Source organism: Micromonospora sp. NPDC049175, assembly GCF_043197345.1.
Classification (GTDB): Bacteria; Actinomycetota; Actinomycetes; order Mycobacteriales; family Micromonosporaceae; genus Micromonospora.
Window position 1 is genome coordinate 963,804 of sequence record NZ_JBICSY010000002.1, and the last position, 20,644, is coordinate 984,447.

Below are 20,644 nucleotides of genomic sequence, written 5' to 3' on the forward strand. Positions count from 1 at the left end.
GCGGGGCATCCCGCCGCCCGGGACCGTCACATCGCGTACCGGGCGTCCATCACCTGGTCGTCGGTCACCTCGGCACCCGGCGCCCACGCCTCGTAGACCCCCCGTTCGTGGCACTGCGCGCCGGTCGCGACCACCGCGTCCGGGTTCGGGTAGCGCAGCCGCACCCGCAACCAGCCGGCCTCCTCCCGCAGCACCAGGCACGGCACGCCGCGCCACTGGGCGAACCGGACCCGGCGGGCCACCGCGCTCACCGGGTAACGGGCCGCCCGGGTCATCGCCAGCACCCGGAACCCGCCGGGCAGGTCGGCCACCGCCTCGTACTCGGTGTCGCCGTACCAGCCGACAAGCTGGGTGGAGCGCGGCGCGTCGGCGTTCGGCACATACTCCTGGTCCGGGGAGAGGCCGGGCACCGCGGCCAGCAGGTGTCGCCACTGCGGGCCCACCATCCGCAGCCACGCGCGCTGCTCGGCCTGGTAGGTGTAGAGCACCACCTCCACCCCCTCCGGCGGGTAGGCGATCAGGGCGGCGTTCGCCGGCATCGGCAGGTCGGCGAAGTCGCGGGTGACGAACTCCGGGATGAGCTGACCGTTGCTCGGCACGAAGCCCGTGCCCAGCACCGGCGCGCCGAGCCGGTCGCGGGATCCCAGCGCGGTCAGGCCGCGGTGTGCCTCGCCCACCGGCACGTCGTAGTCACCCGGGTCGGACGCCCGCCAGCGCAACGCGTACGCCACCTCCGGACCGTCCCTGCTGACCTCCCCGTCGGTACGCAGCACCGTCGTCGTCGCCGGCGTCCGCAGATGCGCCACGTCGTGCTCGCGGTAGCAGAAGCCGTGCGGCAACCAGCCTCGTACGTACCCGGCGAGCTGCTGGGCGGAGAGCATCTTCACCATCCGGGTGCCCCGCCGGACCACCGCCGACGCGCGTGCCATCGTCAGCGTCGGGTCCGCGGCGGCGGCGGCCGGCTGCTGACTGAGCTGGTGCAGGTACGCCCAACCCCGCTCGCGGTGCGCCGGCACCATCAGCGGCGTCTCCGGCTCGTCGGCCGGCTCCGTGGCCCCGTGCACCGCGGTCACCTCGCTGACGTGCACGAACCGGTGCCACGGCAGCGCGCTGCCCGGTCGGGGCGCCCACTCGAAGCCGGCCACCTCGTCGGCGCTGAACAGCTCGTACGCGGCGCCCCGGGCGATCTCCTCGGCCGGGTAGACACCCCCGCCGAACGCCACGCGCAGCCCGGTGCGTTCGTCGGCCGCGCCGCTCGCGTGGCGTCTCACGCCGCTGCCTCGCTGCGCTCGGCAGCGGCGTGAGACGCCACGCTGCCGCACCTGATGGTTCGCTCGCTGCGCTCGCTCACGCCACCGCCTCGCTGCGCTCGGCAGCGGCGTGAGACGCCGCGCTGCTGTGCCTCATGGTTCGCTCGCTGCGCTCGCTCACGCGGCGACGGTAGAGTCGCGCGGCGTAGCCGAGGTGAACGTCGGGTGGCGGGCAGATGGACAGGCCCGGTGTGTGATGCTGTCGCTGATGAGCGAGCCCACTGAATCCCGTCGAGAGCGTGCCGCCCGGCGGGCCGGAGAGTTTCCGCCCGCCCCCGAGCCGCTGCCCCGGCCGGTGCTGGACAGCCACACCCACCTGGACATCACGGTCAGCGAGGCCGGCGTGCCCGGCGGCGGGCCGGCCGACGACCCGGTTGCCGTGGCGATCGCGTTGGCCACCACTGTCGGCGTGGACCGGCTGGTCCAGGTGGGGGTCGACGTCGCCTCCTCGCGGTGGGGCGCGGACACCGCCGACAAGTATCCCGCCGTGCTGGCCACCGTGGCGCTGCACCCCAACGAGGCGCCTCGCCTCGACGACCTCGACGAGGCGCTGCGGGAGATCGAGTCCCTCGCCGCCCGCGACCGGGTCCGGGGGATCGGCGAGACCGGCATGGACTTCTTCCGGACCGGCGACGAGGGGCGTGCCGCGCAGGAGGCCAGCTTCCGGGCGCACATCGCCATCGCCAAGCGTTACGACAAGGCGCTCGTCATCCACGACCGGGACGCCCACGCCGACGTGCTGCGAATCCTCGACGACGAGGGTGCCCCGGACACGGTCGTGCTGCACTGCTTCTCCGGCGACGCCGAGTTCGCCCGCGAGTGCGTCCGCCGCGGCTACCTGCTCAGCTTCGCCGGCACCGTCACCTTCGGCAGCGCCACCGCGTTGCGCGAGGCCGCCGCGCTCACCCCGCTGGACCAGTTGCTGGTGGAGACCGACGCCCCGTACCTCACGCCGACGCCGCACCGGGGACGGCCGAACGCCTCGTACCTGATCCCGGTCACCGTCCGCGCGCTCGCCGCGACCACCGGCAGTGACCTGGACGAGTTGTGCGCGGCCATCTCCGCCACCGGCGACCGGGCCTTCGGCCCGTGGTGAGCCCGGCCCGCCGGTCGGCGCCGACCCCGTCGTTACGCTGCCAGCCATGACCGGTCTCCTCGGCCCGGCGGAGATCCGGGAACTCGCCGCCCGGCTGGGTGTCGCGCCCACCAAGAAGCTGGGCCAGAACTTCGTGCACGACCCGAACACCGTCCGCCGGATCGTCACCGCCGCCGGGCTGACCCCCGACGACGTGGCCCTGGAGGTCGGCCCCGGGCTCGGTTCGTTGACCCTGGGGCTGCTGCCGGTCGCCGGGCACGTGCACGCCGTGGAGATCGACCCGGTGCTCGCCGGGGCGCTGCCGGAGACCGTCGCCCGGCACGCCGGCGCGGACGCCGGCCGGCTCACCGTGCACCGCGCCGACGCGCTGCGCGTCGACGCCGCCGAGCTGGCCGACCCGCCGCCGACCGCGCTGGTGGCGAACCTGCCCTACAACGTGGCGGTGCCCGTGGTGCTGCACCTGCTCGCCGTGCTGCCCACCCTGCGGCACGGGCTGGTGATGGTGCAGAAGGAGGTCGCCGACCGGCTGGTCGCCGGCCCCGGCTCCAAGGTGTACGGCATCCCGTCGGTAAAGCTCGCCTGGTACGCCCAGGCCCGAGGTGCCGGGCGGGTGCCGCCGAACGTGTTCTGGCCGGTGCCGAACGTCGACTCCGGTCTGGTCGCCTTCAGCTGCCGCCAACCGCCCCGCGCCGACGTACCCCGGGAGCAGGTCTTCGCCGTTGTCGACGCGGCGTTCGCGCAGCGCCGCAAGACGCTGCGCGCCGCCCTGGCCGGCTGGGCCGGCGGCCCGGACCGGGCCGCCGCCGCCCTCACCGCGGCCGGCGTCGACCCCGGCGCCCGGGGGGAGTCGCTGACCGTCGAGCAGTTCGCCGCCATCGCCGCGTCGGCTCCGACCGGTACGCGTACCGCGAAGTAGGCTGACGCCGTGCCCGCCGAGGAGGTGTACGAGTGACCGCGCAGCCGATCGAGCCCGCCGCCCACGGGATGTGGACCCCGGATCCCGTCCGGCAGCGGCTGGCCAACCACACCATCGAGGACGTGCTGGCCCTGCCCGACGACGCCCCCCGCGTCGAGCTACGTGACGGAGTCCTCGTCGTGGTCCCTTCCCCCACCTATGACCACCAGAACATCAGCAGCCTGCTCTGGATGTGGCTGCGACAGCACGCCCCGCTGGATCTGTCGCCAGCTACCGCCATCGGAGTGGCGATCAACCACCGCAACACCCTTGAGCCGGACGTGGTGCTGTTGCGCCGCCCCCTCGTTGGCACCAGCCACTACTTCGATGCTGAGCAGGTCATGCTGGCCGTCGAGGTTGTCTCGCCCGGCACCCGACGGCGGGACCGGCTGGAGAAGCCGGCCGACTACGCCGATGCCGGGATTCCGCACTACTGGCGGATCGAGCAGAATCCGGTGCACGTGTACGCGTACGACCTGGTCGACGGCCGCTACGAGCTGGCCGCCGACTCTGCCGAGGAGCTGATCGTGGCCAAGCCGTTCGACATCCGCCTGCGCGTGCGGGACATCACCCCGTGACCGAGGCCTGGCGACCGGACGGCGAGGACGAGCGGCGTGGGGCCATCGGGCCGGTGAAGGTCCGGGTGCCCGCGAAGGTCAATCTGCACCTCGGGGTGGGCCCGCTGCGCCGCGACGGCTACCACGAGTTGAACACCGTCTACCACGCCATCTCGATCTACGACGAGTTGACGGCCCGCCGGGGCGACACGCTCGCCCTGACCATGGAGGGCGAGGGCACCGGTGAGCTGGCGCTCGACGACAGCAACCTGGTGATCCGCGCCGCGCACGCTCTCGCCGGGTACGCCGGGGTGCTGCCGCACGCCCGACTGCACCTGCGCAAGCAGATCCCGCTCGCCGGTGGGCTGGCCGGTGGCAGCGCCGACGCGGCTGCCGCCCTGGTGGCCTGCGACGCGCTCTGGGGCACCGGGCTGTCCCGCGACGAGTTGGCCGGGATCGCCGCCGACCTGGGCTCCGACGTGCCGTTCCTGATCTACGGCGGCACCGCGCTGGGCACCGGCCGGGGCGAGGCGATCAGCCCGGTGCTGGTCCGCCCCACCTCCTGGCACTGGGTGGTGGCGATCGCCGACGTCGGCCTGTCCACCCCGGCCGCGTACCGGGAGTTGGATCGGCTCCGCGACACCGGCGCCGCCGGTGCCCCGTTGGGCAGCACCGACGGGCTGCTGGGCGCGCTGCGCCAGCGCGACCCCCGGGTGCTGGCCCGGACGCTCGGCAACGACCTCCAGGACGCCGCGCTGGCCATGCGCCCGGCGCTCGCCGACACGCTCAAGGCCGGTGAGGCGGCCGGTGCGCTCACCGGCATCGTCTCCGGTTCCGGGCCCACCTGCGTGTTCCTCGCCGCCGACGCGGCCGACGCGGAGCGGATCGCCGCCGAGCTGACCGCTGCCGGCGTGTGCCGCCAGGCGCGGGTCGCGCACGGTCCGGTCGCCGGCGCCCGCGTCGGCTGACGCGCGTCCCGGCGGCCGCGCGGCGCGGGCAGCGCGGGCATCCGCGTACCCTTGGGTCAGGCGTCCAGGTGCCCGCCGGCACCCGGACGCCTTGATCATGAAGGGTGGAACGTGGCGAACATCGTCAATCTGGACCGGGTGTCCAAGGGGTATGGCGCGGCAGGGCGGCTGCTCACGGACGTCTCGCTCGGCCTGGACGACGCCGACCGGATCGGCGTGGTCGGCCTCAACGGCGCCGGGAAGTCCACCCTGCTGCGGCTTCTCACCAAGCAGGAGGACCCCGACGACGGCCGGGTGACCCACCGCCGTGACCTCCGCGTGCTCTGGCTGCCGCAGCAGCTCACCCTCGCGCCCGACGCCACCGTCCGGGATGTCGTGCTCGGCACCGCCTGGCTCAACGAGGGCATGGGCGCCGAGCACGAGTGGGCCGGCGACGCAGGTGTCCGGGGCATCCTCGACGGCCTCGGCATGCCGCACCTCGGCCTCGACCAGCCGGTCGGCCCGATGTCCGGTGGCGAACGGCGGCGGGTGGCTCTCGCCGCGCTGCTCGTCCGCGACTCCGACCTGCTCATTCTCGACGAGCCCACAAACCACCTCGACGTCGGCGGTGTCGACTGGCTGGCCCGGCACCTGGTGGGGCGCAAGGGCTCGCTGGTCGTGGTCACCCACGACAGGTGGTTCCTCGACGCGGTCTGCACCAACACCTGGGAGGTCGCCGACCAGACCGTCCGCGCCTACGAGGGTGGTTTCGCCGCCTGGACCCTCGCCCGCGCCGAGCGCGAACGCGTCGCCGCCGCGACCGAGGCCCGCCGGCAGAACCTGCTCCGCAAGGAGATCGCCTGGCTGCGCCGTGGGCCGCCGGCCCGGACCTCCAAGCCCCAGTTCCGCATCGACGCCGCGAACGCGCTGATCGCCGACGTGCCACCGGCGCGCGACACCATGTCCCTGCAGCGCATGGCCACCTCCCGGCTCGGCAAGCAGGTGTACGACCTGGAGAACGTCGAGCTGCACGCCGGCCCGAAGGAGATCCTGCGCGACGTCACCTGGCTGGTCGGCCCGGGTGACCGGATCGCCATCCTCGGCGCCAACGGCGCCGGCAAGACCACGCTGCTGCGGATGCTCGCCGGCATCACCCGCCCCGACGGTGGTCGCCTCGGCACCGGCTCGACGGTGCGGCCCGCGTTCCTGTCGCAGGAGCTCACCGAGCTGCCCGGGCACCTGCGGGTGCTCGAAGCCGTCGAGGAGGTCGCCCGTCGGGTGCAGCTCGGCGACCGGGAGGTCTCCGCCGCGCAGCTCGCCGAGGTGTTCGGCTTCGACGACCGCCGGCTCTGGACCCCGGTCAGCGACCTCTCCGGTGGGGAGCGCCGCCGGTTGCAGATGCTGCGGTTGCTCGCCGGCGAGCCCAACGTCCTGCTCTTCGACGAGCCCACGAACGACCTGGACACCGACACCCTCGCCGCGCTGGAGGACCTGCTCGACTCGTGGCCCGGCACGATCATCGTGGCGAGTCACGACCGTTACCTCATCGAGCGGGTCACCGACACCGCGTACGGGATGTTCGGCGACGGCCGGCTGGTGCACCTGCCGGGCGGTGTCGACGAGTACCTCGCCCGGACCGCGGAGCGGGCCGGCTTCTCCCGGGCGGGCGTCACCTCGTCCTCCGCGCCCGCCGCTTCCTCGGGAGGCGGGATGTCCGCCGCCGAGGTCCGCCAGGCCCGCAAGGAGTTGACCCGACTGGAACGGCAGCTCGGCAAGCTCGACCAGCGCGAGACCACCCTGCTCGACCAGCTCGCGGCGGACGCCACCGACTATGCGCGGGTCGCCGACCTGGACGCTCAGCTCAAGGATCTGCGCGCCGAGCGGGAGCGGATCGAGGAGACCTGGATGACGCTCGCCGAGGAGCTTCCGGAGAGCTGACCGGGCCGGACGCACGGGCCCGGGGGCCGTGTGCGGCGTCACACCGCCACATGCGGGACAATCGTCGGCGACACCTACCCCACGGCGTTGGAGACTCAGACATGGCCCACACCCCCGTCAACCACCCCGCGCGGCCGATCTACCGGGCGATCGGCGGGCTGACCGGTCTGTACCTGGTGGTCTTCGGCGTGCTCGGCATCATCGCGAGCACCGGCAACGAGATCCTCGCCCAGGACGACACCCGGGTCCTCGGTCAGGGCACGAACCTCGGCTTCTCGCTGATCAGCGTGCTGCTCGGGATCGTCGTGCTGGTCGGCACCGCGCTCGGCCGCAACATCGACGTGGCGATCAACCAGTGGATGTCGTACGCCCTGATGGTGGTCAGCCTGGCCAGCCTCGCCTTCATCCGGACCGACGCCAACATCCTCAACTTCAGCATCGTCACCGTCATCGTCGTGATGGCCGTCGCCCTGGTGCTGCTCATGGTCGGGATGTACGGCAAGGTCGGGTCGGAGGACGAGGCGGAGGCTTTCCAGAAGGCTCGGCTCGTGCTCTGAGTTTGCTTTTGCTTGCGGTTGTGGTTTTCGCCGGAGCCCGAGTTTGGTCGCGGTAGTGGTTTTCGCCGGAGCCCGAGCTTGGTCGCGGTAGTGGTTTTCGCCGGAGCCCGAGCTGCTCCGGGCGGTCAGGCTTGATCCCTGCGCAGCTCGGGCTCCGGCGAAAACCTGACCTGGTCCAGCCTTCGGCGGACCCCTTCGGCTTTGGGGTTCTTCGGACAGTTGGCTCCTACCTGGGCGACAATCCTCCTGAAATGGTCTAACTCAGGTGGATGGGGTCAGGGGTATGCCGCACTTTCCGGTTAACCATCCGGCACGGCCGCTCTACCGGGTCCTCTCCGGTCTGATCGGCGTCTACATCCTGGTGTTCGGCGTCTGGGGCGTCGCCGAGACGATCGGCGACCCACTCTTCGACCGAAGCAGCACCTGGGCCCTCGGCCTGCGGACCAACCTGGCCTTCTCACTCGCCTCGGTGGTCTTCGGCGTCGTCCTGATCATCGGGGCGTCCCGGCGCACGAACCTCGGCCACTACATGAATCTCACGGCCGGTGTGGTGTTCCTGGTGACCAGCATCCTGATGATGTCGGTGCTGCAGACCGGGGCGAACTTCCTCAACTTCTCGATGTCGACAGTGGTCGTGTCGATGCTGTTCGGCCTGATCCTGCTCGGCACCGGCCTGTACGACAAGGTCGGCCCGGCGGAACACGCCGAGGCGGAGCTGGCGAACCGTAAACACCCGGTGGCCGACGTGCACCGCGGCTGACGAACGGTCAGGAACGCCGGGCGGTGATCAACGTCGGCTTCGCCTCCAGGTGCGACAGCCCGTTCCAGGCCAGGTTGACGAGGTGCGCCGCCACCGTCTCCTTGCGCGGCTTGCGCACCTCCAGCCACCAGCGGCCGGTCAGTGCCACCATGCCGACGAGCGCCTGCGAGTACAGCTCGGCAAGCTTCGGGTCGTACCCCCGGCTCTTGTACTCGGCGCCCAGGATGTGCTCGACCTGGTGTGCGACGTCGTTCATCACGCTGCTGAAGTTGGCCGTGCCGGACATCAGCGGCGACTCGCGGACCAGCACCCGGAAACCGCTGGTCTCCTCCTCGATGTAGGTCAGCAGGGCCAGCGCCGCCTGCTCCAGCAACTCCCGCGGGTGCCCGGCGGTCAACGCCGTGGTGATCCGGTCCAGCAGGGCCCGGACCTCCCGGTCCACCACCACCGCGTAGAGCCCTTCCTTGCCGCCGAAGTGCTCGTAGACGACAGGCTTGGAGACCTTGGCGCGGGCCGCCACCTCCTCGATGGAGGTGGCGTCGAAACCGCGCTCGGCGAAGAGCTGCCGACCGGTCGCGATCAACTGCTCGCGTCGCTGAGCCGCCGACATGCGGATTCGGGAGGTGGGTTTGGGCTTGGGCGTCGGGACCGGCGGTGTCACCCGCCGGCCGCCGACACCGTCACTGACCTCAGGCATGTCGCCGCCTCGCTGGCGCTCGGTGACGCCCTGCCGTGGAATGGTGCCTCCGCTGTGCCCGTTCACGTCGTCGCCTCACTGGCCGGCGGTCCGACCGCTCTGCCGCCCGTCCGACCGTACCCGGATCGGGCCCGGCCCCCGTCTGCCGAGCCGTCCGGTCCCCCGCGTGGCTCGATCATCCGGCCATCCTGCCAGGCGGCAACCCGGCGTACCGCCCGCTTTTAGTGGGGTGCGACGGGCTTCACCAGCTTGGCGGCGAGTCGTTCCGGCTTTGGCCAGCGCACCTGCGTCGCCGCGCCGGTCTTCTCGAACAACCAGATCACCCGCGCCGAGATGTCCACCTGGCCGCGCAGCACGCCGTGCCGGGCGCTGGTCGGGTCGGCGTGGTGCAGGTTGTGCCAGCTCTCGCCGAACGACAGGATCGCCAGCGGCCAGAAGTTCGACGCGCGGTCGCCCTGGCGCATCGCGAACGGACGCTCGCCGTAGACGTGGCAGACCGAGTTGATCGCCCAGGTGACGTGGTGCAGCAGGCCGATCCGGACCAGCCCAGCCCAGAAGAACGCGGTGAGCGCACCCTGCCAGGACCAGGTCACCAGGCCGCCGATCAGCGCCGGGCCGAGCAGCGAGATGACCACCAGCACCGGGAAGAGCCGGTCGACCCGGCTGATGTCCCGGTCGGCGATGAGGTCCGGGGCGAAACGCTCCCGGTTGGACAGCTCCCGGCGGAACAGCCAGCCCACGTGCGCGTGGAACAGCCCCCGGGTCAACGCCCAGAAGCTGGTGCCGAAGCGCCAGGGGGAGTGGGGGTCACCCTCCAGGTCGGAGAACGCGTGGTGGCGCCTGTGGTCGGCGACCCACTGGATGATCTCGCCCTGCACCGCGAGTGACCCCGCGACCGCGAGCGTCACGCGCAGCCAGCGCTTGGCCTTGAACGAGCCGTGCGTGAAGTAGCGGTGGAAGCCGACGGTGATGCCGAGCCCGGAGACGACGTACCAGACCAGGCCGATGACCACGTCGCTCCAGCCCAGCCAGCCACCCCAGGCCACCGGCACGGCGACCAGCAGGGCGACGAAGGGGATCACCACGAAGGCCCAGAGGGCGGCCAGGATGCCGGTGGCCTGACTGCCGTCGGTGAGTGGTTTGGGACCGTTGGCGGCCGGGTTCGGATCGAGCAGGGTGGTGGACATGAGACCTCGCAGGGGGGACGGGGGAATCACGAAGCTACGCCTACGTCACCGTAACTTACGGCACCGTAGATCGCACGGGGAAGTTTCGAACCCTCCTCGCGTAGCCAACCAAAGCCCCAGGTGAGAAGCCCTACAAAGGCGAACCAGGCAGCCCACGCGAGGGCCCATCCCCCGCGCGTTGATCATGGAGTTGTCCGCGCGTGTTGTCGGCGTGTCGGGCGACAACTCCATGATCACCGGGGTGGTGGCAGGCGGGGGCCTGCGCTGGGATGCGCTGGGCGCCGGTGGGGGCTGAGTTGATCTGTGCTTGCGTCGGCGGGGATGAGCGATGGCGTCCGGTGGCGGGGGCGCTAAGGTGTAGCGGCGGGTATTCGTCACCCGCGCGACGTCCTCGCGTCGCTGATCGGCCGTGGTGTAATTGGCAACACCCGGGTCTTTGGTACCCGTATTTCAGGTTCGAACCCTGGCGGCCGAGCTGCCCACGTACGTCCGTTTTCGGCTGGGGTGGGGGTAAGAGGGAGAGGTGCCAGGCCTCGCGGTTAGCATGGCCGCGGAAGTGTCCGCCGTCCCGACGGGAGCCACGTCGTGCCCGAGCCCCACCTTCGTACCGTCGTCGTGCTCGCCGCCGGTGAGGGCAAGCGGATGAAGTCGACACTGCCCAAGGTGCTGCACCCCCTGCTCGGTCGGACGCTGCTCGGTCACGTGCTGAGCGCCGCCGCGCCGTTGGCCGCGGACCGGACCGTCGTCGTGGTGGGGCACGGCGCCGACCAGGTTCGGGGGCACCTGACCGAGATCGCGCCCGACAGCACGCCCGTGCTCCAGGCCGAACAGCTCGGCACCGGACACGCCGTGCGGATCGCGCTGGACGCCGTCCCGGACGGCGTCGGGACGGTTGTGGTGATCAACGGGGACGTGCCGCTGCTGCGGCCCGAGACGGTCGGCGCGCTCGTGACAGCGCACGAGGAGGCGGCTGCGGCCGCCACCGTGCTGGCCGCCGAGGTGCCCGACCCGACCGGGCTCGGGCGGATCGTCCGGGACGCCGACGGCCGCCTGGAGCAGATCGTCGAGGAGCGCGACGCCGACGCGACGCAGCGCGCGATCCGAGAGATCAACGCCGGCATCTACGCGTTCGACGCGGTGCGGCTGCGCGAGGCGCTGAGCAAGCTCTCCACCGACAACGACCAGGGCGAGGAGTACCTGACCGACGTCTTCGGCCTGCTCCGTTCCGCGGGTGAGCCGGTCGCCGTGCACATGGCCGTCGACCACGTCGAGACGTTGGGCTGCAACGACCGGGTGGAGTTGGCGGCGCTGCGCCGGCTGCTGCGCGACCGGGTCAACGAGGCGTGGATGCGTACCGGGGTGAGCCTGCTCGACCCCGTGACCACGTGGATCGACGTGACAGTGGCGCTGGATCGCGACGCGGTGATCGACCAGAACACCCAGTTGCGCGGCGCGACGGTGGTCGGTGCGGGAGCGTCGGTCGGGCCGGACGTCACGCTTGTCGACACGATCGTCGGCCCCGACGCGTCAGTGGTCCGCAGCCACGCCGTCGGCGCCGACGTCGGCGCGGGCGCCAGCGTCGGGCCGTACGCGTACCTGCGGCCCGCCGCGCGGCTCGCCGCCAAGGCGAAGGTCGGCACGTTCGTCGAGGTGAAGAACTCCGAGATCGGCGCCGGCTCGAAGGTGCCGCACCTGACCTACGTGGGTGACGCGACCATCGGCGAGCAGACCAACATCGGCGCGGCGTCGATCTTCGTGAACTACGACGGGGTCAACAAGCACCGCACGGTGATCGGCAGTCACGCCCGGACGGGCGCGGACAACATGTTCGTGGCGCCGGTCGAGGTGGGCGACGGCGCGTACACGGCGGCCGGCTCGGTGATCGTGGACGACGTGCCGGCGGGCGCGATGGGTGTCGCCCGGGCGCGCCAGCGCAACATCGAGGGCTGGGTGGTGAAGCGGCGGGCCGGTACGCCGGCGGCCGAGGCCGCGCAGCGGGCCGGCGACGCGAAGGGTGCGTCGGAGATGGCCGGCGCCGCAAGCGACAGTGAGGCAATGCACGGCGTGGCCGAGACGGTGGGCGGCACATCCGGCGCGGGAGATACTGCAACCGAATAGTCCCCGACCCACCACCACCGGTTCGGGTACCGCCGACATAACGGGAGCAGACGGGCCCATGGGCAGCATCGTCGCCGAAAACCGCAAAAGCCTGATGCTCTTTTCCGGACGTGGCTTTCCGGAGTTGGCCAAGGAGATCGGTGAGGTGCTCGGCGTCGCGCCGACCCCGGCCGACGCCTACGAGTTCGCCAACGGCGAGATCTTCGTACGGTTCAGGGACTCGGTACGTGGATCGGACGCCTTCGTGGTGCAGTCCGTCACGCACGGGGTGAACACCTGGGTCATGGAGACCCTGATCATGGTGGATGCGCTGAAGCGGGGGTCGGCCAAGCGGATCACCGTGGTGCTGCCGTTCTACCCGTACGCGCGACAGGACAAGAAGCACCGCGGTCGGGAGCCGATCTCGGCCCGTCTCGTGGCGGACCTGTTGAAGACCGCCGGCGCGAACCGCATCCTCACCGTCGACCTGCACACCGCGCAGATCCAGGGCTTCTTCGACGGCCCGGTCGACCACCTCTTCGCCATGGACATCCTGGCCGAGTACGTGGAGCACAAGTACGCGGGCCGACCGATGACAGTGGTGGCACCGGATTCCGGCCGGGTACGGGTGGCCGAGCGGTGGACCGACCGGCTGGGCGGTTGCCCGCTGGCGTTCATCCACAAGACCCGTGACCCGATGAAGCCGAACCAGGTCGTGGCCAACCGGGTGGTCGGCGAGGTGGAGGGCCGGGTCTGTCTGATCGTCGACGACATGATCGACACCGGTGGCACGATCGCCAAGGCCGCGGACATCCTCAAGGAGTCGGGCGCGGCGGAGATCGTTGTCGCGTCCACCCACGCGCTGCTGTCCGATCCGGCGACGGAGCGCCTGAAGAACAGCTCGATCAGCGAGATCGTGGTGACCAACACGTTGCCGCTCCCGCCGGAGAAGCAGCTGGACAAGCTCACCGTGCTGTCGATCGCGCCGCTGCTGGCGCGGGCGATCCGGGAGGTCTTCGACGACGGCTCGGTGACCACCCTCTTCGGCGGCCTGAGCTGAGCGCGGCCTGAGCTGAGCGCGGCTTGAGCCCCGTTTCCGCCAGTCGACACGCCGGTGGGTCACCGGACTGACAAACTGGGGGAAACGGGGCTGGCGCGCTGGCGGGAACACCGTCGGCGCGGCGGCTCGGAGCTGTGACCGGGGACTGCCGGAAACCCTGGAAACAGCTCGGGTAGACTGGTGCGGTTGCCACGGCGAGGGTGCCCGGCGGGCCGCTGAAAAGCGCCGCACGGAGGCACCGTCATCGACGCGGTGCTCCGGGCAGTCGTTCATGACGCATGAGCCCCAGCGAGCCCCTCGCCCCAGCACCGCCAGACGACAAGCCGCCGCAGCGAAAAGCATCAGGAGTTTCCCCGTGTCCGAGGTAAAGATCAGCGCCGAGCCCCGCACCGAGTTCGGCAAGGGTGGTGCCCGCCGTACCCGCCGGGCCGGCTTGGTGCCCGCCGTGCTTTACGGCCACGGCGAGAAGCCCAAGCACATCGCGCTGCCGTCGCGGGAGTTCGCCGCCGCGATCCGTAAGGGCGGCGCCAACCAGCTCTTCGCGATCGACATCACCGACGGCACCCAGGTGCTGGCGCTGCCGAAGGCGATCCAGCGGGACCCGATCCGGGACACCTTCGAGCACGTCGACCTGATCCTGGTCCGCCGGGGCGAGAAGGTCACCGTCGACGTTCCGGTGCAGCTGACCGGCGAGGCCGCCCGCGACACCCTGATCGTGCACGACCACGACACCCTCTCGGTGACCGCCGACGCCACAAAGGTTCCGGACCACCTCGAGGCGTCGATCGAGGGCCTGGAGGCGGGCAGCCAGGTGACCGCCGCCGACGTCGAGCTGCCGTCCGGCGTCGAGCTGGTCGCCGACTCGGAGCTGACCGTCGCATCGGTGACCGCTGCCCCGACCGCCGAGCAGCTTGAGGCGACGCTGCCCGAGGTCGAGGCGGCCACCGACGAGGCTGAGGCCGAGGTTGGCGAGACCACCGAGGGCTCCGAGGGTGCGGACACCGCCGAGGGCGGAGAGACCACCGAGGCGCGTACCGAGGCCTGATCGGTTCGTACTCTGCGACAGGCGCTCCCGACGTTCGGGAGCGCCTGTCGGCGTATCGGGTGGGATGAGCGTCGGAAGGGACGGGTCGTGACGGACGAGGTGGCGGGGCCGTGGCTGGTGGTCGGCCTGGGCAACCCGGGTCGGGAGTACGCCGGGAACCGGCACAACGTCGGGTTCATGGTGGTCGACCTGCTGGCCGGGCGACTGGGCGCGCGGTTCGGCCGGCACAAGCGGGCGGTGGCCGAGGTGGCCGAGGCGCGACTGGGATTCGGTGGGCCGAAGCTGGTGCTGGCGAAGCCACTGACGTACATGAACCTCTCCGGTGGCCCGGTGGCCTCTCTGGCCCAGTTCTACAAGGTGCCGACGAGCCAGGTGATCGCGGTGCACGACGAGTTGGACATCGACTTCGGCCAGGTGCGGATCAAGTTCGGCGGCGGCGAGGGCGGGCACAACGGCCTGCGCTCGATGTCGAAGTCGTTGGGCACGAAGGACTACGCTCGGGTCCGGTTCGGCGTCGGTCGACCGCCGGGGCGGCAGGATCCGGCGGATTACGTGCTGTCGGATTTCGGCACGGCAGAGCGCAAGGAAGTGGATTTCCTGGTCGACCGGGCTGCTGACGTGGTGGAGTCGGTGATCGTCAAGGGCGTGGAGCCGACGCAGAACCTCTACCACGGGGGCTGAGCCGGGCGAGGCGTACCGGATCGGAAACGGTTGGCCGGTAGTCTGCGCCTTTCGGCGTGCCGCGACCGGCGACGTGGTCGCGGCGAATCGGTCCGTGCGGGCACGGGTCGCGGCGAGGCGACAGGAGCGGGCAGATGACCAGTCCTCCGATGATCGACGGCGCGTTCGCCCGATGGTTGGCGTCCCGGGCCGGGCAGGCGCTGCTCGACCTGCGCGCCGAGATGGGCTTCGCGGACGGTGGCGCGCTGAAGTCGGCCGGGGACAAGGTGTCGCACGACCTGATCCGCACGGAGTTGGCGAAGTGGCGGCCGGGCGACGCGGTGCTCTCCGAGGAGGACGAGGGATCGCGGTTGGCCTGGGCGGCGGAGGTGAACGCCGGGGCGGTGTCGCGGTTGACCTCGGACCGAGTGTGGATCATCGATCCGCTGGACGGCACCCGCGAGTTCTCCGAGGAGGGCCGCTCGGACTGGGCGGTGCACGTGGCGCTCTGGGCGCGCAGCGCGCCGAGCCCACACGGGCTGGTCGCCGGGGCGGTGGGGCTGCCGGCGCAGCACCGGGTGCTGGGCACGGACTACCCGCCGGCGTACCCGCCGATGACTGTGGAGGCCGCGACGGCCGGCGTGCGGAAGATCCGCCTGGCGGCCAGCCGGAGCCGACCGCCCGTCTTCCTGACCGACCTGGCCGAGGACGTCGGCGCGCATCTGGTGCCGATGGGCTCGGCCGGCGCGAAGATCGCCGCCGTGGTCACCGGCGAGGTCGACGCGTACATCCACGCCGGCGGGCAGTACGAGTGGGATTCGGCGGCGCCGGTTGCTGTGGCGACGGCCACCGGACTGCACGCTTCCCGGATCGATGGATCTGCGCTGAAATACAACGAGGCGGATCCGCGCCTGCCGGACCTGCTGGTCTGTCGCAAGGATCTCGCCAGCCGGTTGCTTGCAGCGTTGCAGAGACATTCCGGGTAGCCTGAGCGCACTTTCTTGACATGTCCGACCGGAAAGGTCTGGAAATCGGATGAGCGAGCGAATCGAGCCGGTGTCATGACCACCCCCGCCGCCTACCGGGTCTCCCACCTGGACGCCCTGGAGGCGGAGAGCATCTTCGTGATGCGCGAGGTGGTCGCCGAGATGGAACGCCCGGTGCTGCTCTTCTCCGGCGGCAAGGATTCGATCGTCATGCTGCGGTTGGCGCAGAAGGCGTTCGCCCCGGCCAGCATTCCCTTCCCCGTCATGCACGTCGACACCGGGCACAACTTCCCCGAGGTGCTGGAATACCGCGACCAGCGGGTCGCCGAGCTGGGGTTGCAACTCGTGGTCGCGAGCGTGCCGGAGGCGCTGGCCAGCGGCATGGTCCGGGAGTCCGGCGACGGGATGCGCAACCGGATCCAGACGCCGGTGCTGCTGGACGCGGTGGAGAAACACCGCTTCGACGCGCTGTTCGGCGGCGCGCGCCGCGACGAGGAGAAGGCGCGGGCCAAGGAGCGGGTGTTCAGCTTCCGCGACGAGTTCGGCCAGTGGGACCCGAAGAACCAGCGACCGGAGCTGTGGTCGCTCTACAACGGCCGCCACCACCCGGGCGAGTCGATCCGGATCTTCCCGCTGTCCAACTGGACCGAGCTGGACGTCTGGCACTACATCGCCCGGGAACGCATTCCGCTGCCCTCGATCTACTACGCGCACGAGCGCGAGGTGATCGAGCGCGACGGCATGGTCTACGCGGTGAACGAGTTCTTCCGCCCCCGCGCGGGTGAGGAGCGGTTCAAGGCGCAGGTGCGCTACCGCACCGTTGGCGACGCCTCCTGCACCGCGGCGGTCCGCTCCGACGCGGACACCGTGGAGAAGGTCATCGAGGAGGTGGCGGCCACCCGGATCACCGAGCGCGGCGCCACCCGCGGTGACGACCGGGTCAGCGAGGCCGCCATGGAGGACCGCAAGCGGGAGGGCTACTTCTGATGAGCACCGAGATCATGGCCCCGGCCGCCGAGGCGCGGGCGATGGACCTGCTGCGCTTCGCCACGGCCGGCAGCGTGGACGACGGCAAGTCGACACTGATCGGCCGGCTGCTCTACGACACCAAGTCGCTCTTCACCGACCAGTTGGCCGCGGTAGAGGCGGTCAGCGCGGCCCGCGGTGACGAGTACACGAACCTGGCACTGCTCACCGACGGTCTGCGGGCCGAGCGGGAGCAGGGCATCACCATCGACGTGGCGTACCGGTACTTCGCCACCCCGCGCCGCAAGTTCATCATCGCCGACACCCCCGGGCACATCCAGTACACCCGCAACATGGTCACCGGGGCGTCCACCGCCGACCTCGCGTTGATCCTGGTGGACGCGCGCAAGGGCCTGGTCGAGCAGTCCCGCCGGCACGCGTTCCTGTGCTCGCTGCTGCGGGTGCCGCACCTGGTCCTCTGTGTCAACAAGATGGACCTGGTGGACTGGTCGCAGGAGGTCTACGAGCAGATCGCCGACGAGTTCACCGCGTTCGCCGCGAAGCTCGACGCACCGGACCTGACAGTGGTGCCGATCTCCGCGCTGCGCGGCGACAACATCGTCGCCCGCTCGGAGAACATGCCCTGGTACGAGGGCCCGTCGCTGCTGCACCACCTGGAGCGGGTGCACATCGCGAGCGACCGCAACCTGGTCGACGTCCGGTTCCCGGTGCAGTACGTGATCCGGCCGCAGTCCACCACTGTCACCGACTACCGCGGCTACGCCGGTCAGGTGGCCTCCGGGGTGCTCAAGCCGGGCGACGAGGTGATGGTGCTGCCGTCCGGCTTCACCAGTCGGATCTCCGCCGTGGAGACCGCCGACGGGCCGGTGCCGGAGGCGTTCCCGCCGATGTCGGTGACGGTACGGCTGGCCGACGAGATCGACATCTCCCGGGGTGACCTGATCTGCCGGCCGAACAACGCGCCGGCGGTGGCCCAGGACATCGAGGCGATGGTCTGCTGGATGGACGAGACGGCCCCACTGCGGGTCGGTGGCCGCTACGCGATCAAGCACACCACCCGGTCGGCACGGGCGATCGTGCGGGGGTTGCACTACCGGTTGGACATCAACTCGCTGCACCGCGACGAGTCGGCCGACGAGCTGCGGCTCAACGAGATCGGCCGGGTGCGGCTGCGGACGACGGTGCCGCTGCTCGCCGACGAGTACCGCCGCAACCGCACCACCGGAGGCTTCGTCATCATCGACGAGACCACGAACCGCACGGTAGGCGCCGCCATGATCGTCGAGGCCACCTGACCCGAGGTCCGGCCCGCCGCCCCGCCGGCGGCCCGCCGCGCGTCGGTCCTCCGGCCGCCGGCAAGATCGCGCCGCCCCGCCGCCAGCCTGCCGCCGCCCGCCGGCCGCCGGCAAGATCGCGCTCGATCCACGAAGTAGTGGCCTCGCCCGTTGGGCGAGGCCACTACTTCCATGTTCGAGCACGATCACCCCGACCCATCTCCCGACGGGGTGGGGGGTCAGGGCAGGCGGGTGGCGCCGGGGGAGGGGAGGACCGTCAGGGTGCCGGGGGCCGTGAAACCTCGCTCGGCGTAGGCGGCCTCGACGGCGGCGGCGGTCTCGTCGGCGCGGTCGGCCTCGATCAGGGCCAGGACACAGCCGCCGAAGCCGCCGCCGGTCATCCGGGCGCCGAGCGCGCCGGCCGCCAACGCCGCCTCGACCGCCGTGTCGATCTCCGGCACGGTGATCTCGAAGTCGTCGCGCATGGAGACGTGCGACGCGGTGAGCAGCGGGCCGATGTCGCGGACCCGGGCCGCGCGCAGCAGCGCCACCGTGTCCAGTACGCGTTGGTCCTCGGTGACCACGTGCCGGACCCGTCGCCGAGTCTCCTCGTCGTCGAGCTGGGCCAGCGCGGTGTCGAGCTGGTCGACACCCACGTCCCGCAGCGCGGCGACGCCGAGCGCGGCGGCCCCGGCCTCGCAGGAGCGGCGGCGGGCCGCGTACTCACCGTCGGCGTGCCGGTGCGGCGCCCGACTGTCGATGACAAGCACCGCCAGACCGGCGGCGTCCAGGTCGAACGGGATCTGCTCGACCGACTCGTCGCGGCAGTCCAGGAAGAGGGCGTGCCCGGCACGGCAGCGGATCACCGCGGACTGGTCCATGATCCCCGTCGGGGCGCCCACGTAGACGTTCTCCGCCCGCTGCGCCAGCCGGGGCTGGAGCTCCGCGGGCAACTCCAGCCCACCCAGGTCGAGCAGGGCAGCCAGCACGGCCGACTCCAACGCGGCCGAGGAGGAGAGCCCGGAGCCCAGCGGCACGTCGGAGGCGATCGCCAGCCGTGCGCCCGGAACCGGATGGCCGGCCTCGCGCAGCGCCCAGACCACCCCGGCGACGTACGCGCCCCAGCCGGTCACCCGGCCGGCCTCGGCGACGTCGTCCGCCCCGAAGGTGATCGTCTCGTCGGACAGCTCGGACCAGACCGTCCACTGCTCCGCGTCCTGCCGGTCGGCGGCGACGACGGTCCGCAACGGCAGCGCGAAGGGCAGCACGAACCCTTCGTTGTAGTCGGTGTGCTCGCCGATCAGGTTGACCCGGCCGGGAGCCGCCCAGCGGCCGGCGGCCTGGCCGCCGTACCGCGTGGTGAAGCCGGCGGCGGCCCGGTCGGCGACGGCACGCGTGGGGTCGGTCACGGCTGCTGCTCCAGGATGTGCGTGCGGTAGAAGGCCCAGGCGTCGCCGACCATGTCGTGCAGGGTCGGCTTCTGCGGCACCCAGCCCAACTCGTCGCGGGCCAACGCGGAGGAGGCGACCAACTCGGCCGGGTCACCCTCGCGGCGCGGGGCCACCTCGACGGGCAGGTGGTGCCCGGTGACCTCGCGGACCACGTCGGCGACCTGGCGGTTGGTGAAGCCGTTGCCGTTGCCCAGGTTGTAGATCCGGTGTTGGCCGCTGGTGGCCGCGTCCAGCGCCAGCAGGTGCGCGCGGGCCAGGTCGGCGACGTGGATGTAGTCGCGGACGCAGGTGCCGTCCAGGGTGGGGTAGTCGTCGCCGAAGAGCTGGAGCTTCTCCCGCCGGCCGGCGGCGACCTCGAGCGCGATCGGGATCAGGTGCGTCTCCGGGTCGTGCCGTTCGCCGAGCGCGACGTCGCCGTCGAGATGGGCGCCCGCCACGTTGAAGTAGCGCAGCGACACGGCGGCCAGCCCGTGCGCGATCGTCTCGGAGGTGAGCACCATGTCGGCGGCGAGCTTCGTGGCGCCGTACGTGTTCGTGGGCGCCTTGACCGCGGTCTCCGGAATCGGCAGCTCGGTGGGGTTGCCGTAGACGGCCGCGGTGGAGGAGAAGACCATGCGGGGCACCCCGGCGGCCCGGACCGCGTCGATCAGGGCGAGCGTGCCGACCGTGTTGTTCTGCCAGTACAGCTCCGGCTTGACCATCGACTCGCCGGCGGCGATCAGGGCCGCGAAGTGCAGCACCCCGTCGAAGCCGGCGTCGGGGGTGAGGACGCGGGCGGCGTCGTGGATGGACGCCTCGACGTGGGTCGCGTCCGGGGCGAGTGACTCGCGGTGCCCGGTGCGCAGGTCGTCGAGGACGACCACCTGGTGACCCGCGTCGAGCAGCATCCGGGTCACTACGCTGCCGATGAAGCCGGCGCCCCCGGTGACGAGCAGTTTCACGTCGTTTGCCTCCTGCCTGGCCCGCCCGGGACGTGGCCTTCGCTGATCACCCTAGGGTGGCGGCCGGTGCCCGAACCGACGGCACCGCCAACCTCATTCCATCATAAACTCTCATGATTAAACAGAGCCGAACATGTCG

The 20,644-nt window shown here is 71.4% G+C and carries 19 protein-coding genes and 1 tRNA gene; 15 read left to right on the forward strand and 5 right to left on the reverse strand.

Going from position 1 to position 20,644, the window contains the following annotated elements:
* Window positions 1-26: 26 nt before the first annotated feature.
* Window positions 27-1,271 (reverse strand): hypothetical protein, encoded by a 1,245-nt coding sequence (locus tag ACGFH8_RS11500; protein WP_393366181.1) that lies wholly within the window; start codon window positions 1,269-1,271, stop codon window positions 27-29.
* A 235-nt stretch (window positions 1,272-1,506) separates the two neighbouring features.
* Between ACGFH8_RS11500 and ACGFH8_RS11505 the strand changes: the two genes are divergently transcribed.
* The 7 genes from ACGFH8_RS11505 to ACGFH8_RS11535 all read left to right on the forward strand — a co-directional run bounded on the left by ACGFH8_RS11505 (window position 1,507) and on the right by ACGFH8_RS11535 (window position 8,120).
* Window positions 1,507-2,406, forward strand: coding sequence for a TatD family hydrolase (locus ACGFH8_RS11505; protein ID WP_393366183.1), 900 nt, complete (start codon window positions 1,507-1,509; stop codon window positions 2,404-2,406).
* 46 nt (window positions 2,407-2,452) lie between these two features.
* Entirely contained in the window at window positions 2,453-3,322 is an 870-nt protein-coding gene (gene rsmA, locus ACGFH8_RS11510; protein WP_393366185.1) for a 16S rRNA (adenine(1518)-N(6)/adenine(1519)-N(6))-dimethyltransferase RsmA, read from the forward strand.
* A gap of 32 nt (window positions 3,323-3,354) precedes the next feature.
* Window positions 3,355-3,939: a Uma2 family endonuclease gene (locus tag ACGFH8_RS11515; protein WP_393366187.1), complete on the forward strand. Its 585-nt coding sequence runs from the start codon at window positions 3,355-3,357 to the stop codon at window positions 3,937-3,939.
* On the forward strand, window positions 3,936-4,886 hold the full coding sequence (locus tag ACGFH8_RS11520; protein ID WP_393366188.1) for a 4-(cytidine 5'-diphospho)-2-C-methyl-D-erythritol kinase: 951 nt from the start codon (window positions 3,936-3,938) through the stop codon (window positions 4,884-4,886). Before ACGFH8_RS11515 ends, ACGFH8_RS11520 begins: the two co-directional genes overlap by 4 nt.
* Window positions 4,887-4,997: 111 nt before the next feature.
* Window positions 4,998-6,803, forward strand: a complete 1,806-nt coding sequence (locus ACGFH8_RS11525; RefSeq protein WP_393366190.1) for an ABC-F family ATP-binding cassette domain-containing protein — start codon at window positions 4,998-5,000, stop codon at window positions 6,801-6,803.
* A gap of 101 nt (window positions 6,804-6,904) precedes the next feature.
* On the forward strand, window positions 6,905-7,360 hold the full coding sequence (locus ACGFH8_RS11530; protein WP_393366192.1) for a DUF4383 domain-containing protein: 456 nt from the start codon (window positions 6,905-6,907) through the stop codon (window positions 7,358-7,360).
* Between the two features lie 283 nt (window positions 7,361-7,643).
* On the forward strand, window positions 7,644-8,120 hold the full coding sequence (locus ACGFH8_RS11535; RefSeq protein WP_357075661.1) for a DUF4383 domain-containing protein: 477 nt from the start codon (window positions 7,644-7,646) through the stop codon (window positions 8,118-8,120).
* Window positions 8,121-8,127: 7 nt separating this feature from the next.
* Here the strand turns inward: ACGFH8_RS11535 and ACGFH8_RS11540 are convergent, their stop codons facing one another.
* Together ACGFH8_RS11540 and ACGFH8_RS11545 are read right to left on the reverse strand one after the other, a co-directional pair.
* The gene (locus tag ACGFH8_RS11540) at window positions 8,128-8,817 is read right to left on the reverse strand and encodes a TetR family transcriptional regulator (RefSeq protein ID WP_393366194.1); all 690 of its coding nucleotides are present in this window, start codon (window positions 8,815-8,817) and stop codon (window positions 8,128-8,130) included.
* A 221-nt stretch (window positions 8,818-9,038) separates the two neighbouring features.
* Window positions 9,039-10,004: an acyl-CoA desaturase gene (locus ACGFH8_RS11545; RefSeq protein WP_393366196.1), complete on the reverse strand. Its 966-nt coding sequence runs from the start codon at window positions 10,002-10,004 to the stop codon at window positions 9,039-9,041.
* A 403-nt stretch (window positions 10,005-10,407) separates the two neighbouring features.
* Between ACGFH8_RS11545 and ACGFH8_RS11550 the strand changes: the two genes are divergently transcribed.
* From ACGFH8_RS11550 to ACGFH8_RS11585, 8 genes are all read left to right on the forward strand, one after another.
* Window positions 10,408-10,479: transfer RNA gene (locus ACGFH8_RS11550), tRNA-Gln, on the forward strand.
* Between the two features lie 110 nt (window positions 10,480-10,589).
* Window positions 10,590-12,122 (forward strand): bifunctional UDP-N-acetylglucosamine diphosphorylase/glucosamine-1-phosphate N-acetyltransferase GlmU, encoded by a 1,533-nt coding sequence (gene glmU, locus ACGFH8_RS11555; protein ID WP_393366198.1) that lies wholly within the window; start codon window positions 10,590-10,592, stop codon window positions 12,120-12,122.
* 58 nt (window positions 12,123-12,180) lie between these two features.
* Complete coding sequence (locus tag ACGFH8_RS11560; protein ID WP_393366200.1) at window positions 12,181-13,161, forward strand: ribose-phosphate diphosphokinase; 981 nt, start codon at window positions 12,181-12,183, stop codon at window positions 13,159-13,161.
* A gap of 355 nt (window positions 13,162-13,516) precedes the next feature.
* The gene (locus ACGFH8_RS11565; RefSeq protein ID WP_393366202.1) at window positions 13,517-14,206 is read left to right on the forward strand and encodes a 50S ribosomal protein L25/general stress protein Ctc; all 690 of its coding nucleotides are present in this window, start codon (window positions 13,517-13,519) and stop codon (window positions 14,204-14,206) included.
* 87 nt (window positions 14,207-14,293) lie between these two features.
* Window positions 14,294-14,887: an aminoacyl-tRNA hydrolase gene (gene pth / locus ACGFH8_RS11570; protein WP_393366204.1), complete on the forward strand. Its 594-nt coding sequence runs from the start codon at window positions 14,294-14,296 to the stop codon at window positions 14,885-14,887.
* Between the two features lie 134 nt (window positions 14,888-15,021).
* Complete coding sequence (locus ACGFH8_RS11575; RefSeq protein WP_393366206.1) at window positions 15,022-15,852, forward strand: inositol monophosphatase family protein; 831 nt, start codon at window positions 15,022-15,024, stop codon at window positions 15,850-15,852.
* 75 nt (window positions 15,853-15,927) lie between these two features.
* Window positions 15,928-16,839 (forward strand): sulfate adenylyltransferase subunit CysD, encoded by a 912-nt coding sequence (gene cysD, locus ACGFH8_RS11580; RefSeq protein WP_357241383.1) that lies wholly within the window; start codon window positions 15,928-15,930, stop codon window positions 16,837-16,839.
* Window positions 16,839-18,134: a sulfate adenylyltransferase subunit 1 gene (locus ACGFH8_RS11585; RefSeq protein ID WP_393366208.1), complete on the forward strand. Its 1,296-nt coding sequence runs from the start codon at window positions 16,839-16,841 to the stop codon at window positions 18,132-18,134. The genes cysD and ACGFH8_RS11585 overlap by 1 nt, the downstream gene beginning before the upstream one ends.
* Window positions 18,135-18,352: 218 nt before the next feature.
* On the opposite strand, the gene galK is transcribed toward ACGFH8_RS11585, so the two are convergent.
* The gene (gene galK / locus ACGFH8_RS11590) at window positions 18,353-19,522 is read right to left on the reverse strand and encodes a galactokinase (protein WP_393366210.1); all 1,170 of its coding nucleotides are present in this window, start codon (window positions 19,520-19,522) and stop codon (window positions 18,353-18,355) included.
* Window positions 19,519-20,505, reverse strand: coding sequence for a UDP-glucose 4-epimerase GalE (gene galE, locus ACGFH8_RS11595; RefSeq protein ID WP_393366212.1), 987 nt, complete (start codon window positions 20,503-20,505; stop codon window positions 19,519-19,521). The genes galK and galE overlap by 4 nt, the downstream gene beginning before the upstream one ends.
* Between the last annotated feature and the right edge of the window lie 139 nt (window positions 20,506-20,644).